At 61.9% G+C, this 14,037-nt stretch carries 12 protein-coding genes and 1 riboswitch; of the genes, 5 read left to right on the plus strand and 7 right to left on the minus strand.

Annotated features, from left to right (window positions below; all coding sequences use genetic code 11):
- Positions 1 to 22: 22 nt before the first annotated feature.
- From ribH to GRO01_RS08350, 5 genes are all read right to left on the minus strand, one after another.
- On the minus strand, positions 23 to 502 hold the full coding sequence (gene ribH, locus GRO01_RS08330; protein WP_062510859.1) for a 6,7-dimethyl-8-ribityllumazine synthase: 480 nt from the start codon (positions 500 to 502) through the stop codon (positions 23 to 25).
- The gene (locus GRO01_RS08335) at positions 499 to 1,752 is read right to left on the minus strand and encodes a bifunctional 3,4-dihydroxy-2-butanone-4-phosphate synthase/GTP cyclohydrolase II (protein WP_062510861.1); all 1,254 of its coding nucleotides are present in this window, start codon (positions 1,750 to 1,752) and stop codon (positions 499 to 501) included. Before GRO01_RS08335 ends, ribH begins: the two co-directional genes overlap by 4 nt.
- Entirely contained in the window at positions 1,749 to 2,387 is a 639-nt protein-coding gene (locus GRO01_RS08340) for a riboflavin synthase (protein ID WP_141306949.1), read from the minus strand. Before GRO01_RS08340 ends, GRO01_RS08335 begins: the two co-directional genes overlap by 4 nt.
- Positions 2,369 to 3,391, minus strand: coding sequence for a bifunctional diaminohydroxyphosphoribosylaminopyrimidine deaminase/5-amino-6-(5-phosphoribosylamino)uracil reductase RibD (gene ribD / locus GRO01_RS08345; protein WP_062511437.1), 1,023 nt, complete (start codon positions 3,389 to 3,391; stop codon positions 2,369 to 2,371). Before ribD ends, GRO01_RS08340 begins: the two co-directional genes overlap by 19 nt.
- A 129-nt stretch (positions 3,392 to 3,520) precedes the next feature.
- Positions 3,521 to 3,678, minus strand: a riboswitch (FMN riboswitch).
- Positions 3,679 to 3,859: 181 nt separating this feature from the next.
- The gene (locus GRO01_RS08350; RefSeq protein ID WP_062510865.1) at positions 3,860 to 4,051 is read right to left on the minus strand and encodes an entericidin A/B family lipoprotein; all 192 of its coding nucleotides are present in this window, start codon (positions 4,049 to 4,051) and stop codon (positions 3,860 to 3,862) included.
- Between the two features lie 202 nt (positions 4,052 to 4,253).
- On the opposite strand from GRO01_RS08350, the gene GRO01_RS08355 reads away from it, so the two are divergent.
- Positions 4,254 to 5,693, plus strand: a complete 1,440-nt coding sequence (locus GRO01_RS08355; protein WP_062510867.1) for a cryptochrome/photolyase family protein — start codon at positions 4,254 to 4,256, stop codon at positions 5,691 to 5,693.
- Between the two features lie 49 nt (positions 5,694 to 5,742).
- Here GRO01_RS08355 and GRO01_RS08360 read toward each other — a convergent pair whose 3' ends face one another.
- Together GRO01_RS08360 and GRO01_RS08365 are read right to left on the minus strand one after the other, a co-directional pair.
- Positions 5,743 to 6,198 carry a hypothetical protein gene (locus GRO01_RS08360; RefSeq protein ID WP_062510869.1) on the minus strand — a complete coding sequence of 152 codons (456 nt, stop codon included), beginning with the start codon at positions 6,196 to 6,198 and terminating at the stop codon, positions 5,743 to 5,745.
- A 74-nt stretch (positions 6,199 to 6,272) separates the two neighbouring features.
- Positions 6,273 to 6,869: a Crp/Fnr family transcriptional regulator gene (locus GRO01_RS08365; RefSeq protein ID WP_062511439.1), complete on the minus strand. Its 597-nt coding sequence runs from the start codon at positions 6,867 to 6,869 to the stop codon at positions 6,273 to 6,275.
- A gap of 271 nt (positions 6,870 to 7,140) precedes the next feature.
- Between GRO01_RS08365 and GRO01_RS08370 the strand changes: the two genes are divergently transcribed.
- The 4 genes from GRO01_RS08370 to GRO01_RS08385 all read left to right on the plus strand — a co-directional run bounded on the left by GRO01_RS08370 (position 7,141) and on the right by GRO01_RS08385 (position 14,007).
- A complete protein-coding gene (locus GRO01_RS08370; RefSeq protein ID WP_062510870.1) occupies positions 7,141 to 7,947 on the plus strand; it encodes an OmpW/AlkL family protein in 807 nt (268 codons plus the stop codon).
- A 277-nt stretch (positions 7,948 to 8,224) separates the two neighbouring features.
- On the plus strand, positions 8,225 to 9,361 hold the full coding sequence (locus GRO01_RS08375; RefSeq protein ID WP_062510872.1) for an efflux RND transporter periplasmic adaptor subunit: 1,137 nt from the start codon (positions 8,225 to 8,227) through the stop codon (positions 9,359 to 9,361).
- Positions 9,362 to 9,379: 18 nt separating this feature from the next.
- Positions 9,380 to 12,490, plus strand: coding sequence for an efflux RND transporter permease subunit (locus GRO01_RS08380; RefSeq protein ID WP_062510879.1), 3,111 nt, complete (start codon positions 9,380 to 9,382; stop codon positions 12,488 to 12,490).
- Complete coding sequence (locus tag GRO01_RS08385) at positions 12,487 to 14,007, plus strand: efflux transporter outer membrane subunit (RefSeq protein ID WP_141306951.1); 1,521 nt, start codon at positions 12,487 to 12,489, stop codon at positions 14,005 to 14,007. The genes GRO01_RS08380 and GRO01_RS08385 overlap by 4 nt, the downstream gene beginning before the upstream one ends.
- Positions 14,008 to 14,037 lie beyond the last annotated feature (30 nt).

Consider the following 14,037-nt stretch of genomic DNA (forward strand, 5'->3'; position numbering starts at 1 on the left):
CCCCGGCCTGCCGCCGGAATGATCAGGGCTGGCCGGGAACGTTGCGCAGAAAAGCCACGCTTTCAACGCAGGCAGCTGCTGCTTCACGGCCCTTGTTCTCGGCATCCGCGCGGGAGCGGTCCACGGCCTGCTGTTCGGTGTAGGTTGTGAGGATGCCGAAGGCGATCGGTACCTCGGTCGCAAGCTGGGCCTGCATGATACCGATGGTCGCACCGAGTGAAATGAACTCGAAATGCGCGGTGTCACCCTTGATGACGCAGCCGAGGCAGATCACGCCTTCATACTTGCCGGACTTTGCCAGACGCTGGGCCAGAAGCGGCAGTTCGAAAGCGCCGGGCGCGTCATAGACGTCCACATCCGTGATGCCGCGCTCTTCCAGCCATTCGAGCGAGCCGTTCTTCAGGCCGCCCGTGATGTTCGTGTTGAAGCGGCTGACCACGATGGCCATTTTCGGCGCGGGCGAGAGACGCAGGTCGGGGGCTACGGGGATGTGCTTGCTCATGCCGGCTGTTCCTGAAGGAAATGGCCCATCCGCTTGCGTTTGGTCGCAAGATAGGCGCGGTTGAAAGGATTGGCCTCGATTTCCAGCCGCTCGCTGGATTTCACGTCAAAGCCGAAGCGGACCAGGTTGGATTCCTTGTCCGGATTGTTCGTCAGAAGGCGGAGCGAGCTCACGCCCAGATGGCGCAGCAGATCGGCCGCCGCATCCCATTCGCGGGCATCGGCGGGCAGGCCGAGGGCTTCATTGGCCTCCACCGTGTCCATGCCATGATCCTGAAGCTCGTAGGCGCGGATCTTGTTGGCTAGCCCGATCCCGCGTCCTTCATGGCCCCGCAGATAGACCAGCACGCCGGATTCCGACGCCGAAATCCGTTCCAGCGCCTCGCGGAGCTGCGCGCCGCAGTCGCAGCGCAGGGAGCCGAGCGCGTCGCCCGTCACGCATTCCGAATGCAGCCGCACCAGAGGCACGCCTTTGGACGGATCGCCCTTCACCAGCGCGACATGCTCCACGCCATCGACGGCGCGGAAGGCATGAATGCGCAGATCATGGCCGCCGAAAATGCTGGGGAGAGCGGATTCCGCTACCATTTCACCCGCAGCCGGGACGGGTGTGCAGATCAGGTCATGGCCTGCAACAGGGCCACGGCCATGCTCGCGGCACCAGTCCTGAAGGTCTGCAATGCTGACCACGGGCATATTGTGTTTGGCGGCGTATTTCCGCAGTTCCGGCAGGCGCATCATGCTGCCGTCATCAGCCATGATCTCACAGATCACGCCAGCCGGTTCCAGCCCGGCCAGACGGGCAATGTCAATGGAGCCTTCGGTATGCCCGTTGCGGCCCAGAACGCCTTCCGGATGGGCACGAAGCGGGAAGATGTGGCCGGGCGAGACAACATCGTCCGGTGTGGCGGCCGGGTTGGCTGCGACAACGATCGTGCGGGCGCGGTCGGCGGCGGAAATGCCGGTTGTCACACCTGTTGCTGCTTCGATCGAGACCGTGAAGGCCGTGCCGCGCGGGTCGCGGTTGCGCGTGACCATGGGCGGCAGGCCGAGGTGGTCCACCTGTTCGGCTTCCAGCGGCAGGCAGACCAGCCCGCGCGCCTCGCGGACCATAAAGTTGATGGCTTCCGGCGTGGCGAACTGCGCCGCCATGACCAGATCGCCTTCGTTCTCACGGTTCTCGTCATCGACCATGATGACCATGCCGCCGGCGCGGATGGCCTCGATGGCCGCTTTCAGGGACGGCTTCATGATGCGGCCTTTGCAAGACTGGGCGAGAACCGCAGCAGGTTCTCGACATATTTGGAGAGCACATCGACTTCCACATCCATCCGGTCTCCGATCGATAGCGTGGAGAGGTTGGTATGCTCCCAGGTGTGCGGGATGATCGTCAGGCCGACTTCGAAACCGGCCTGGTTGCCGCGGGTGATGTCGTCATGCAGTTCGTTCACCGTCAGGCTGATACCGTCGAAGGTGATGGAGCCCTTTTCCACGACATACTGACGCAGGGCCTGCGGGACGAACACGCGCAGGGCATAGGACTCGCCCGCCTTTTCGACGCTGGCGAGGGTCGCCACGCCATCCACATGGCCCTGCACGATATGGCCCGAAAGGCGCGTGCTGGCGGCGACGGCGCGTTCCAGATTGACACGTGATCCGGCCTTGAGCTGGTCCAGCGGGGTGCGTGACAGGGTCTCGCCGCTGAGGTGGAACGTCGCCACACCGGCCTTGTCGAAAGTCTCGACTGTCAGACACACGCCGTTGACTGCCACGCTCTCGCCGAGTTCCAGATCTGGAAAGCCCGTTTCCACGGTCAGGTCCATCGCTCTGTCACGGACGGAAGCGGAGCGGACGGTTCCCAGACGCTCTATGATTCCAGAGAACATGCGTTTTCCCTCAGCAGTCGCAGCGGGCTCTCGTCCCGCGATTTCAGGTCGATGCGGTCAGCGCCCGCAGTTTTGTGAATGGTGAGCCAGTCATCCCACAGCCCGGCTTCGGCCACGGATGCCAGCAGGGCGGGACCGGCCTCGATCATCGCCCAGTTCACGCCGCGCTCCGCCAGCATGGCGGGAACGGAGAGCAGATCGGAGCTGGTGAGAATCTCGAACCCGGCTTCCGTCATCTCCGCAACCCAGTCTGCCGGAAGGCGGCCGTGGCGGTCGCAGACGACGAGCAGGCGCGGCGAACGGCCCTCATGATCCGCGACATGCCGGACTGTGAAGCGCGGCCGGTCCGATAGAACGGTGCCGATACCCGTGATGACTGCATCCGTCGCCCGGCGCAGGCGATGCGCGAGCGTGAGTGAGGCCGGGGATGTAAAGGTTTTCTGTCCCGGCGGCGGCACCATGGAGCCGTGTTCGTCCAGCGCCTGCTTGACGCTGATCCACGGGCAGTGCCGGACGACGCGGCTTGCGAAAGGGGCCAGAAGAGCGCGGCAGTCTCGGGCCAGATCGGTCATGTCCGGCCGATCCGCCAGCATGACGACGCGCTTTCCATCGGGCATTTCGCGCAGCCGCTCGGCTCCGCCGGCGGCCTGAGGGTTGGGATCGGCCGCACCAATCCAGACCTCGCGGACCGGGCTGTTGCGCAGGGCTTCGCTGCACGGTGGGGTACGTCCGGTATGATTGCAGGGCTCCAGCGTTACGAGCGCCACGCGCGCCTGATCCAGCACACCTGCCGCCCGGGCCTGCGCCAGAGCCATCGCTTCGGCATGGGGCTGTCCAACGCGCGGATGGACGCCGACCGTGAGGATACGGCCGTCCGCATCCAGAAGCGCACAGCCCACAGACGGGTTGGGTGCCGTAGCGCCGAAAGTGTCGACAGCCTGCGAGATGGCCGAACGAAAGCCATGGCGGATCGCGGTCAGCGAAACTGTGTCGGAAAGGATCATCTGGTCAGCCAAGTTGCGTCTTCTGGTCCCGTTACAGTCGGGACGCTCGCAAGGCGCACGCCGCCCTCAACCGATACGGAAAACAGGCTGGGCAACAGATGCCCAAACCTGTCCGTCACCGGCCAAGTGCTGCGTTCTCTTCCATCCGGACTCTAACCGTCGGCTCCGGAGTCTCACCGGATCTGCTTGTCCCTTCCAGACCGAAATCCGGAAGGCGCTCGCGGGCTGAGGCGGAAAAATCCGCCAATACCGCCGGTGGGGAATTTCACCCCGCCCTGAGAACGTCTTTGTTCAAAAGAAACTATGGAACTGTCTGTGGACAAAAGACAAGCAAAAATCCGCGTGTGCCGTTCACCGGAAAGGGAGGCTGATGAGTGAGACAGCTATATATGAAGGTCTTCAGACATTAAAAAACCGCCGGTCGGGAGACCGGCGGTTTTTGAAAACTCTGACGGAGTTCGGCAGAACTCAGTTCGGGGAGGCATTCGTGTTGCGCTGGATGGCGCCCTGGGTCGCATTGGCGCCACGGGATACGTTATGCCCAACGGAGCTGACATCCTGACCGGCGCCGCGCACGGTGTTGCAGGCCGAGAGCGTGACGCCAGCGCCGGACAGCAGAGCCAGGGACAGGGCGATGCGTGCAATGGACTTGGTGGACATAGGTAAAAATCCTCTAAAGAGCGTTTTGCCTTGTAAACGACACCTGACGACAATGGTTCACGGCAGGAAGAGGAAATTTTCTTTCAGGTAATCGCCCTGTCAGCCCCAAAAAAGACTTAAATATTATCCTGACGAGCGCCAATCTGAACGAACTGCGCTGTTATGCGCTTTGTAACATATCTTTCCCTTGCCGTGAGGATCCATGTCCAGCTCCCACAACCGCCCTGCCATCGTCTGGTTTCGGGACGATCTGCGCATGGCAGACCATCCTGCCCTGCATGAGGCAGCTGCCTCCGGCCGCCCTCTGATCTGTCTCTATATTATTGATGATGTCACTCCCGCGCTCCATCCACTCGGGGCGGCGGTCCGCTGGTGGCTTCATGGGGCTCTGGCGGAGCTGCGGGGGCAGCTTGAAAAACATGGTGGCACCCTGCTGACGCTTTCTGGATCGACGGAAAAGCTGGTTCCCCAGCTTGCAAAACAGACGGACGCGGCCTCGATCCACTGGCATCATCGCCTGCATGAACGCGAGCGGGCGCAGGATGACCGGATCCGTCAGGCGCTGGAACAGCAGGGCTGTGAGGTGAAAGCGCACTGGGGCACGGTTCTGGTTGATCCGGAGGCTGTGCAGACGAAGCAGGGCGGATTCTACAAGGTTTGCGGCTCGTTCTGGAAAGCACTCCAGACCCAGGCCGTTCCGGAACCGCTCGATGCACCACACAAACTGTCCTTTCATGCCATTCCGAAATCCCTGCTGTCAGATGCGCGCCTGAATGAAGAGGGCCTTTGCCCGCATGCACCGGACTGGGCAGAAGGCTTTCGCAAAACATGGGAGCCGGGCGAGGCCGAGGGGCAGGAGCATCTTCAGGATTTCCTCAAGGATGCCGTCGCGGACTATCCGAGAGGACGGGACCGGGTGGCGGAGGAGGGAACGTCGCGCCTGTCGCCCTATCTGGCCTCCGGAGCAGTCTCACCGCGACAGGTCTGGGCGGCTCTTCAGAAACATGGCGCACATACGGAAGGGCCTCGGATCTTCCTGTCGGAACTCGGCTGGCGGGAGTTCGCCCGCTATACGCTGTATCATCTGCCGAAACTGCCGTTTGAAAATCTCAGTCCCAAGTTTTCCAAAATGCACTGGCGCAAAAGTGCTGCCGATCTGAAAGCCTGGCAGCGCGGGCAGACGGGGGTGCCGATCGTGGATGCCGGGATGCGTCAGCTCTGGCAGACCGGCTGGGTCCATAACAGGGCCCGCATGATCGTGGGATCCTTCCTGACGAAGCATCTTCTGATCGACTGGAAAGAGGGAGAAGCCTGGTTCCGGGATACGCTGGTAGATGTGGATTTTGCCAACAACGCCATGAACTGGCAGTGGGTCGCCGGGACAGGTATCGAGGCCACACCGTTTTTCCGGATTTTCAATCCTACGCGACAGGCTGAGAAATTTGATCCGGACGGCGATTATATCCGTCAGTGGGTGCCGGAACTGCGCCGTCTTTCCGGCAAGGCCCTGTTCGAGCCATGGGCGGCCAAGGACGAAGAACTGGAAAAGGCGGGTGTCAGGCTCGGGAAGTCCTATCCCCGCCCGATCGTTGACCTCAAGGAAGGGCGGGATCGTGCCCTTCAGGCCTTCAGGAGTCTCTGAACTCCTGAAATTCCGGCCCCCTTTATAGAGAGGGGCCGGAAAAGACGGATCAGAGACCGCCATTCAGGAAGTTGTTGACGTCCCCACGGGTCTTGTTCCCGAGATTGTTGACGCGGTCACGCTGCTGCTGGGGCGCATTCCGCAACTGCTGCAGACGCTGGGTCTGCTGATCACGCATGTTGGTCAGCTTGGACTGCTCGTTGGTGATCTGGTTCTGCAGACGGGCCTTCTGGTTGGCCGGAGCGTTCGCATACTTGTCCTTCAGATCCTGCAGACGCTTTTCACGCGTGGCCTGTGCTTCTTGGGACTGCTTTTGGTAGTTCTGGACCCGGCTGTTCAGGCAGTCTTCCCGCTGGGCCAGACGTCCAATGACATCGTTCTGGCCGTTCTGCTGGCAGTTGCTCGCCGTCGTGCTGTCAGCGGCATGTGCCTGCGGCGCAAGGGAGACAGCTCCGGAAACCAGCGCAGCGGCAAGCATCGAGCGGGTAAGAAGGGTGAAGTTCATAAAATCTCCTGTAAACGGATCAGTAAATCAGAGCACGCCCTGATGGCGGGAATGTGGCCCCTGCGAACAGCGGGCTATTCCATGCCTTCGGCGATCGTCGATATCCGTTCGGGCATCAGTAACGTGATATGGGTAATGCTTCTGATACTGATAAGTTTCTCTTTCTTGAATGCGCTGAGGATCCGGCTGACTGTTTCAATAGTGAGTCCGAGGTAATCCGCGATATCGGTCCGGGGCATCGGCAGGTCGAGTTCGATCGGCTGGGAGGGGTCGGTCCGCTCCAGATGGGAGCAGCGCTCCATCAGGAACGTGGCCACGCGCTCACGGGCCGTTTTGCGTCCCAGAAGCGTCATGCGGGCCTGCATCAGGGCCAGCTCGCGGGAGGCTTCTTCACGGAGGCGATGTTCAAGGCTGGGAAAGCGTTCGGTCAGGCGCTGCATGCCGGCATGGGGAAAGCGGCACAGCGTGGCGCCGCCGAGAGCCTCGGCGCCAAAGGCATAGCTGGTGGAGGCCGCAAGTCCAAGGAAGTCCCCGCCTTCCGCAAAGCCGGTGATCTGGCGCCGGCCATCCGGAAGAAGGGTGAAGAGCTTGACCCGCCCACCGGTCACCACAAAGAAATCGTGGGCTGGCGCACCTTCTTCGATAAAGGATCGGCCGTCAGCAACTGTCATGCGTGAAGACTCATTGGCAAGAATGGCCAGATCACAGTCGTCAATGCTGTTGCAGATACTCAGACGACGTCCCACGCAATGGGCGCATCGATCATGGACATCCTCCGGACTATGTGACGCTGACATGATGAACCCCGTTCCCGTTGTGCTGACCTCGGCCTGAAGACTTTCAGCCACACTACCACATAATTTACCAGACTTGATTCAGGTCAAGGTGATGGGTGGGGAGGAGTGCTTTGTGAAGCTCAACGAATGTTGATGGAACTTCCAGATGAAATTTAACGCTTTTGCGCTGGCTGCCGCAGTTGGTGTTGTTGCAACTCCGGCGTTTGCCCAGACGGCTCCGGCTACCGCTCCTGCCGCTGCTCCTCAGGTCATGGTCAGCGCTCCCATGACGGCGGCTCCGGTGCCTTCCGTGAACATCCATGCGCCGGCTTCGGGCCGCTGCGGCCTGTTCCAGACCTGCGCCAACACACGTATCGGACTCGGCAAGGGCGACTTCATCGTCCGTCTGTCTGCTCTCGGCGTCCTGCCGGAAGACCGTGACAGCAGCCTGTCCCTGAACGGCGCCCATCTCGGTGGCCGCGTGAAGACGACGCGTCAGGTCATGCCGGAACTGACGTTCGAATACTTCTTCACGGACAACCTGTCTGTTGACCTGATTGCCGCCAGCACCCGTCACGAAATCGCTGCTGAAGGCGTTCCAGGTCTGGGCAAGGTCGATGTTGGTAGCGCCTGGGTCCTGCCGCCGACGGTCACGTTTGCCTGGCACTTCCGTCCGCACAAGCGCTTCAACCCGTATGTGGGTGTTGGCGCAACGCTGGCATGGTTCCACAACATCTCTCCGGCCAATAACGGCCTGACGCAGAAGGTGAACATCGGTGTGACCGGTGGCCCGTCCGTCAATGTCGGTTTCGACTATCAGGTCGTTGGCAACTGGTTTTTCAACTTCGACGTGAAGCAGATGTTCATGCGTGTCCACGCCTGGGCCCAGGACAGTGCCGAGACCACGAAGATTACGGCGCATGATTCCCTCGACCCGACCGTCGTCGGCGCAGGTATCGAATACCGCTTCTGATCTCCCGATCAGGACCCGGACGTCAGGAAAGCGGCTCTTCTCTGGAAGGGCCGCTTTTTTTCATTTTTGTGGCAATCTCATAAAACTTTTGCAATGCGGGCAATCGGCCAGTGCAAAAGTCCTTTCGTTTCCGTATGTGACATCTGACGTCCTGCCATGGGCATGGTAAGACCGGCTGCCATGAAATCGTCCGAGTGGTGGCCGATATCTCCTTTTCCAGACGTTTCGGACGAAACGGGGCGTCTGTCCTGACAGAATTACGGGGTTTTCTATCAGCATGCGCGTTTCACGCGTCGGCGCGCTGGCCATAGGCCTGCTATGCCTGGCCATTCTTCTCGTCTTCGTCCTGCGGATGCGAACCCCGCACACTTCCGTTGCAACGGCCGAGTCCCCCATGGTGACCCAGTCACATGACGGCCTTGTCGTCCGTGAAGGCAGCCCGCTGGAAAAACGCCTGACCATACAGGCCGTTGCGAGCGTGTCCCGTGGTCACGGTCTTGCCCTGCCCGCGCAGGTCATGACGGAGCCGGACCGTCAGGTGAATGTCTACGCGCCCGTAACGGGCCGGATCACCGGTGTTTCCGTTCATCTTGGCCAGCGGGTCAAGCGTGGACAGGTCCTCGCCACGATTGCGGCCGGTGATCTGGATCAGGCCTGGGCGGATGATACCCGTGCCCGCGCCACGCTCGATTTCGCCCGTCGTGCCTATGCCCGTGCGCAGGGCGTGCAGGCGATTGGTGGCAATGCCGTCAAGGATATTGAATCCGCCCGCAACGATCTGGCGCAGGCCCAGGCAGAAGCCGAGCGGACGCAGCGCAGGCTCCAGGTTCTTGGTGCGCGTCCGGGTTATTCGGCGCAGGGACAGGCCCCGCTTGTCTCTCCGGTGGATGGTGTCGTGTCCATGACGACCATGGCGCCGGGCGAGAACATCACCGACCCGACCGCCATCCAGATGACGGTTCTGGACCTGTCGGAAGTGTGGGTCGCGGCTGCCATTCCGCAGGACAGTCTGGCACAGATCAGTGACGGCAATGTTCTTTCAGTAAGTTTCGACGAATTCCCAGGGCGGACCTGCTCCGGCCAGGTCGTCAGCTTCGATCCTGCCCTTCACGCCGATACGCGCCGGGTCAATGCCTATATCGCCTGCCCGAATACCGATGGAGCCCTGCGCCCGGGCATGTTCGTGGATGCGACACTGAACGTCCCGCAGGGCAGTGACGTCATCATCCCCAAGACCGCCCTTCTGATGAATAACGATCAGGTGTCTGTGTTTGTCGAAACTGCACCGCGCACATTCCAGCGGCGCGACATCGTCATCAGCTATGATGAGGGCGACAGTGTCCGTGTGCTCAAAGGGCTTTCTGCCGGTGAACGCATCGTGACGAGCGGTGCCATCCTTCTGAATGATGACTGATCCGGTGGCCCTGAGCTGATGATCGAACGTTTCATCTCCTGGTGCTTCAACCACCGGAACATCGTTTTCTTTTCCGCCCTGATCCTGGCGCTTCTCGGTGGTCTTTCCTGGAAGATCCTGCCGGTCGAGGCCTATCCGGATCTGGGTGCGGTCAGCGTGTCGATCACGACGCAGCAGGAGGGTCTGGCCGCCGAGGAAATGGAGCAGCAGGTCACGATCCCGCTTGAGCGGACGCTGGCCAGCGTTCCGGGTGTGACGGACAGCCGCTCCACCAGCACCTTCGGCCTGTCGCTGATCACGCTGATCTTCCGCGAAGGCACGAATGTCTACGCGGCCCGTCAGCTTGTTGAAACGCAGCTTGCCAATAATCCGCTGAGCAACGGCGCCATGCCGTCGCTCGGGCCGATTTCAGGACCGAGCGGCGAGATCTACCGCTACACGCTGGAATCCGACGACAAGAACCTGCTGGAACTGTCCGATCTCCAGCGCTGGACCATCATCCCGGCGATCCAGCACGTGCCCGGCGTCGTCAGTGTGGACAATTTCGGCGGTCTGACGCGCGAGTACCAGCTCGTTCTCGATCCGGCCTCCCTGATGCGCTACCACGTGGGCCTTGAGGACGTGCTGACGGCCATCCGCAACAGCAACGTCAATGCCGGTGGCGGCCGCGTCAGCCGGGGCGAGCAGTCCTACATCATCCGCGGGATCGGCATGATCCATACGCTGGACGACATGGGCAATATCGTCGTCGCCAGCCATGGCGGCGTGCCGGTCTTCGTCAGGGATCTGGGACAGGTCCAGTTCGGGCATCAGGTCCGTCAGGGCATTCTGGGCAAGGACAAGAATCCGGATACCATCGAAGGCGTGGTGACGATGCTGAGCGGGGAAAACCCCTCGCTCGTGCTCGACGGCCTGCACGAGACGGTGGCCAAGCTCCAGCAGCAGCTCGCGCCGAGCCATGTCCGCATTGTGCCGTATATGGACCGTGACCATCTGGTCCTGTCCACGACCCACAAGGTCACGGAAACGATGATCGAGGGTATTCTCCTCGTCGGCGTGATCCTGACCCTGTTTCTCGGCAGCCCCCGCAGCGCCATCGTCACGGCGGTGACGATCCCGCTCGCGCTGTCGGTGGTGTTTGTGCTGATGCATAGCTTCGGCATGTCGGCGAACCTGTTCTCGCTCGGTGCCATCGATTTCGGCGTGATCGTGGACGGTGCCATCGTCATTACGGAGACGATCCTTCGTATCCGCGAGGAGCGCCCGACCGAGGAGCTTGTTCCGTCCGAAGTCCTGCCCGTCGCCCAGCGGGCCGGGCGGGCGATTTTCTCGTCCACGCTCGTTATCATCGTGGCCTACAGCCCGCTCTTCGCCTTCGAGGGCAGCGAGGGCAAGCTCTTCCGCCCGATGGCCTATACCGTCAGCTTCGCGCTGCTGGGCGCGTTGCTCTGCGCCCTGACGCTTATTCCGGCCCTGACCTATCTAGCGCTACGCAAACCCAAGCACATCTGGCACAACCGTCCACTGGAATGGCTGCATGCGCGTTATACGCACTGGCTCGGCCATTTCATCGACCGCCCGCTGATCGCCTATGGTGCCGGTGCTGCGGCCATGGTCGCGGTCGTGATCCTGGGCGCGACGATTGGCCGTGAGTTCCTTCCCGATCTGGACGAGGGGTCGCTCTGGCTTCAGGTGCAGATGCCGACAGGCATTTCGCTGGAAAAGGGCGAGTCCATCGCCAACGAACTGCGCCATGCCGTCCGTGAGTTCCCCGAAACATCCTACGCCATCACGCAGCTTGGCCGCTCGGATGACGGCACCGATCCGTGGACGCCGTCGCATATCGAAATGCCGGTTGGGCTCAAGCCCTATGACCAGTGGCCGTCCGGCGAGACAAAGGCGCAGTTCGTCGAACGTCTGCGCGAGCGTCTTTCCCGGATTCCGGGCATTGATTTCGGCATCAGCCAGCCGATCCAGGATAATATGAGCGATCTGGTCGGCGGTGCGCACAGCCCGCTCGTCCTGCGCGTCTATGGCAATGATTTCCAGGAACTGCGCCGCATCGGCCAGCAGATCGTGGACATTCTCCATCAGGTTCCGGGAACGGCCGAGGCGTCGATCTTCCAGGAGCCGCGCATCCCGCAGATCGACGTGGTGGCCGACCGTCTGGCCGCGGCGCGTTACGGCATCAACATCTCGGATATTTCCGACGTGGTGTCGAACGCCATCGGCGATGCGCCCATCACGACCGTCTATGTGGATGACCGCTTCTACAACGCGACGCTGCATATCCGTCGCAAGGATCTGCAGGACATGCAGGCCCTGTCGCAGATTCCGCTTCTGGATGCGGAAGGGGCCTATATCCCGCTGTCTCAGGTCGCGCATGTCGGACTGCATATGGGCGAGAGCAACATCGCCCATGAGATGAGCCATCGCCAGATCACCATCCGCGTGGACAACGGCAAGCGGCCGCTCTCGCAGTATCTGGCAGATGCACAGGGCCGCATCGACCAGCAGCTGCATTACGACAAGGAAAAATACACGCTCGAATGGGCCGGCTCCTTCCAGCAGGAAGAACGGGCCCAGAAGCGCCTGATGATTGCGCTGGGCGTGATGTTCGCCGTCATGCTGGTGCTGCTGTTCGCCGAGTTCCGCAAGATCCGTCAGGCCCTGCTGATCCTCAGCGTCGTGCCACTGGCGACGCTGGGTGGCCTGATCGCGCTGCATGTCCGGGGTGAGACGCTGAACATCGCGACCGCCGTGGGCTTCATCGCGCTGTTCGGTGTGGCGGTGCAGAACGGCATCATCATGATCGCCAGCATCAACCGCCATCGTGTGGAAGGTCTGGGCGTGCGCGATGCGACCATCGCCGGTGCGGCCGAACGCTTCCGCCCGGTCCTGATGACGGCCACGGTCGCAACAGCAGGCATGTTCCCCGCAGCGCTCGCCACGGGCGTGGGCACGGACGTGCAGCGCGGTCTGGCAACGGTCGTAGTGGGCGGTCTGGGCATTGCCACGCTGCTGACGCTGTTCGCGCTGCCGGTCTATTTCAGCGAGCTTGAAATGTGGGTTGAACGCCGGGATGCGAAGAAGCACCCGAAACCTTCCACCGAGGGAACAGGATCATGATGCTGCGTGATGTTCCCTTCCGCCGGGCTGCGGTCCTGCTGGGCCTGACTGCGCTTTCGGCCTGTGCGGTCGGTCCGGATTTCCATCGTCCGGACATGCCGAAAAACATGGCCTATCAGGGCACGCCGCTGAAACCGACCTCCGGGCATGGCACGACCGGGGCTTCCGTGCCCCAGCAGTTCCAGTCCGGCGTGGATATTCCGGGCCAGTGGTGGATGGTGTTTGGCAATCCAAACCTGAATGCGCTGGTCGATCAGGCGCTCGCGAACAACCAGTCCCTGCGCGCCATGCAGCAGGGGCTGAAATCCGCCTGGGAACAGCGCCGGATCGAAGGGGCGGGGCTGTATCCGACGCTCTCCGCCTCGTTCAACCCGACACGCAACAAGACATCGCGCGTCTACTCGCCGATTCCGAACGCCAATGTCTGGCTGTACAACGTCCATACCGCGCAGCTGAACATCGGCTATGTGCCGGATCTGTGGGGCGGTACGCGCAGGGCGATCGAGGCGGCCGGGGCGCAGGCGGATCTGCAGAAGTTCCAGCTTGAGGCCACCGCACTGACGATGATTTCCGATCTCGTGAATGCGACGATCGAGGAAGCCACGATCCGCGCCGAGATCGACGCCACCCACGAGCTCATCCGCAGCCAGCGCAGCGTCCTGAAAACGGTGACGGCCGAGCAGGGGATCGGCAATGCGTCGCGGCAGGACATGACCCAGCAAATGGCATCCGTGGCCCAGCTGGAAGGCACGTTGCCCGGCCTTGAGCTGCAACTGGCCCAGACGCGGGACCAGATGGCTGTTCTGGTCGGCGTGACCCCCAACACGCCACTGCCCGAGTTCCGGCTGGAGCAGTTCACCCTCCCGAAGACGCTTCCCGTCTCGCTACCCTCGGACCTGCTGAACCAGCGGCCTGACATCCGCGCTGCTCAGGCGCAGATCCAGTCGGCCAGCGCACAGATCGGCGTGGCCATCGCCAACCGTCTGCCGAATGTCCAGCTCAGCGCCACGCCGGCGCAGGCGGTCGGGGTGATGAGTGATTTCTTCAAGCCGGGGTTTGGCAACTGGACGATTGCCGCGACCGTCATGCAGCCGATCTTCCAGGGTGGTTCGCTCCTGCATGCCGAGCGTCAGGCGCGTGACAACCTGCTTCAGGCCAATGAGACGTACAAGGCCACCGTCCTGTCCGCGATTCAGGACGTGGCGGACAGTCTGCATGCCGTCACCTTCGATGCAGATGCAATGACGGCCAGTGAGGCCACTCTGAAAGCCACGTCGCAGAGCCTGAAGATCGCACAGGGACAGCTTCGTCTTGGCGATGTCAGCGAACTGGTCATGCTTCAGGCGCAGCAGACGGATGCGCAGGCCCGTCTGGCCTATGTGCAGGCCGAAGGCGCGCGCTTCTCCGACAGCGTGGGGCTGTTTCAGGCTCTGGGTGGCGGCTGGTGGAACCGTAATGACATGGGCATGACCCCGGCGGCACAGAAGTCGCTCGGGAAATCGCTGCTGCCCTGGTGAGGGTGCTCAGGGCTCTGCCCTGAAACCCGC

It is taken from the genome of Gluconobacter roseus NBRC 3990 (genome assembly GCF_006538885.1).
Taxonomy (GTDB): Bacteria; Pseudomonadota; Alphaproteobacteria; order Acetobacterales; family Acetobacteraceae; genus Gluconobacter; species Gluconobacter roseus.

What these genes read in the sequence shown, in the direction of transcription:
- GRO01_RS08360 (WP_062510869.1), bottom strand. Translation starts at nt 6,198, where the DNA reads ATGAACTTCACCCTTCTTACCCGCTCGATGCTTGCCGCTGCGCTGGTT.
- GRO01_RS08380 (WP_062510879.1), top strand. Translation starts at nt 9,380, where the DNA reads ATGATCGAACGTTTCATCTCCTGGTGCTTCAACCACCGGAACATCGTT.
- GRO01_RS08335 (WP_062510861.1), bottom strand. Translation starts at nt 1,752, where the DNA reads ATGAAGCCGTCCCTGAAAGCGGCCATCGAGGCCATCCGCGCCGGCGGC.
- GRO01_RS08370 (WP_062510870.1), top strand. Translation starts at nt 7,141, where the DNA reads ATGAAATTTAACGCTTTTGCGCTGGCTGCCGCAGTTGGTGTTGTTGCA.
- GRO01_RS08375 (WP_062510872.1), top strand. Translation starts at nt 8,225, where the DNA reads ATGCGCGTTTCACGCGTCGGCGCGCTGGCCATAGGCCTGCTATGCCTG.
- ribD (WP_062511437.1), bottom strand. Translation starts at nt 3,391, where the DNA reads ATGATCCTTTCCGACACAGTTTCGCTGACCGCGATCCGCCATGGCTTT.
- GRO01_RS08340 (WP_141306949.1), bottom strand. Translation starts at nt 2,387, where the DNA reads ATGTTCTCTGGAATCATAGAGCGTCTGGGAACCGTCCGCTCCGCTTCC.
- GRO01_RS08365 (WP_062511439.1), bottom strand. Translation starts at nt 6,869, where the DNA reads ATGACAGTTGCTGACGGCCGATCCTTTATCGAAGAAGGTGCGCCAGCC.
- GRO01_RS08385 (WP_141306951.1), top strand. Translation starts at nt 12,487, where the DNA reads ATGATGCTGCGTGATGTTCCCTTCCGCCGGGCTGCGGTCCTGCTGGGC.
- GRO01_RS08350 (WP_062510865.1), bottom strand. Translation starts at nt 4,051, where the DNA reads ATGTCCACCAAGTCCATTGCACGCATCGCCCTGTCCCTGGCTCTGCTG.
- GRO01_RS08355 (WP_062510867.1), top strand. Translation starts at nt 4,254, where the DNA reads ATGTCCAGCTCCCACAACCGCCCTGCCATCGTCTGGTTTCGGGACGAT.
- ribH (WP_062510859.1), bottom strand. Translation starts at nt 502, where the DNA reads ATGAGCAAGCACATCCCCGTAGCCCCCGACCTGCGTCTCTCGCCCGCG.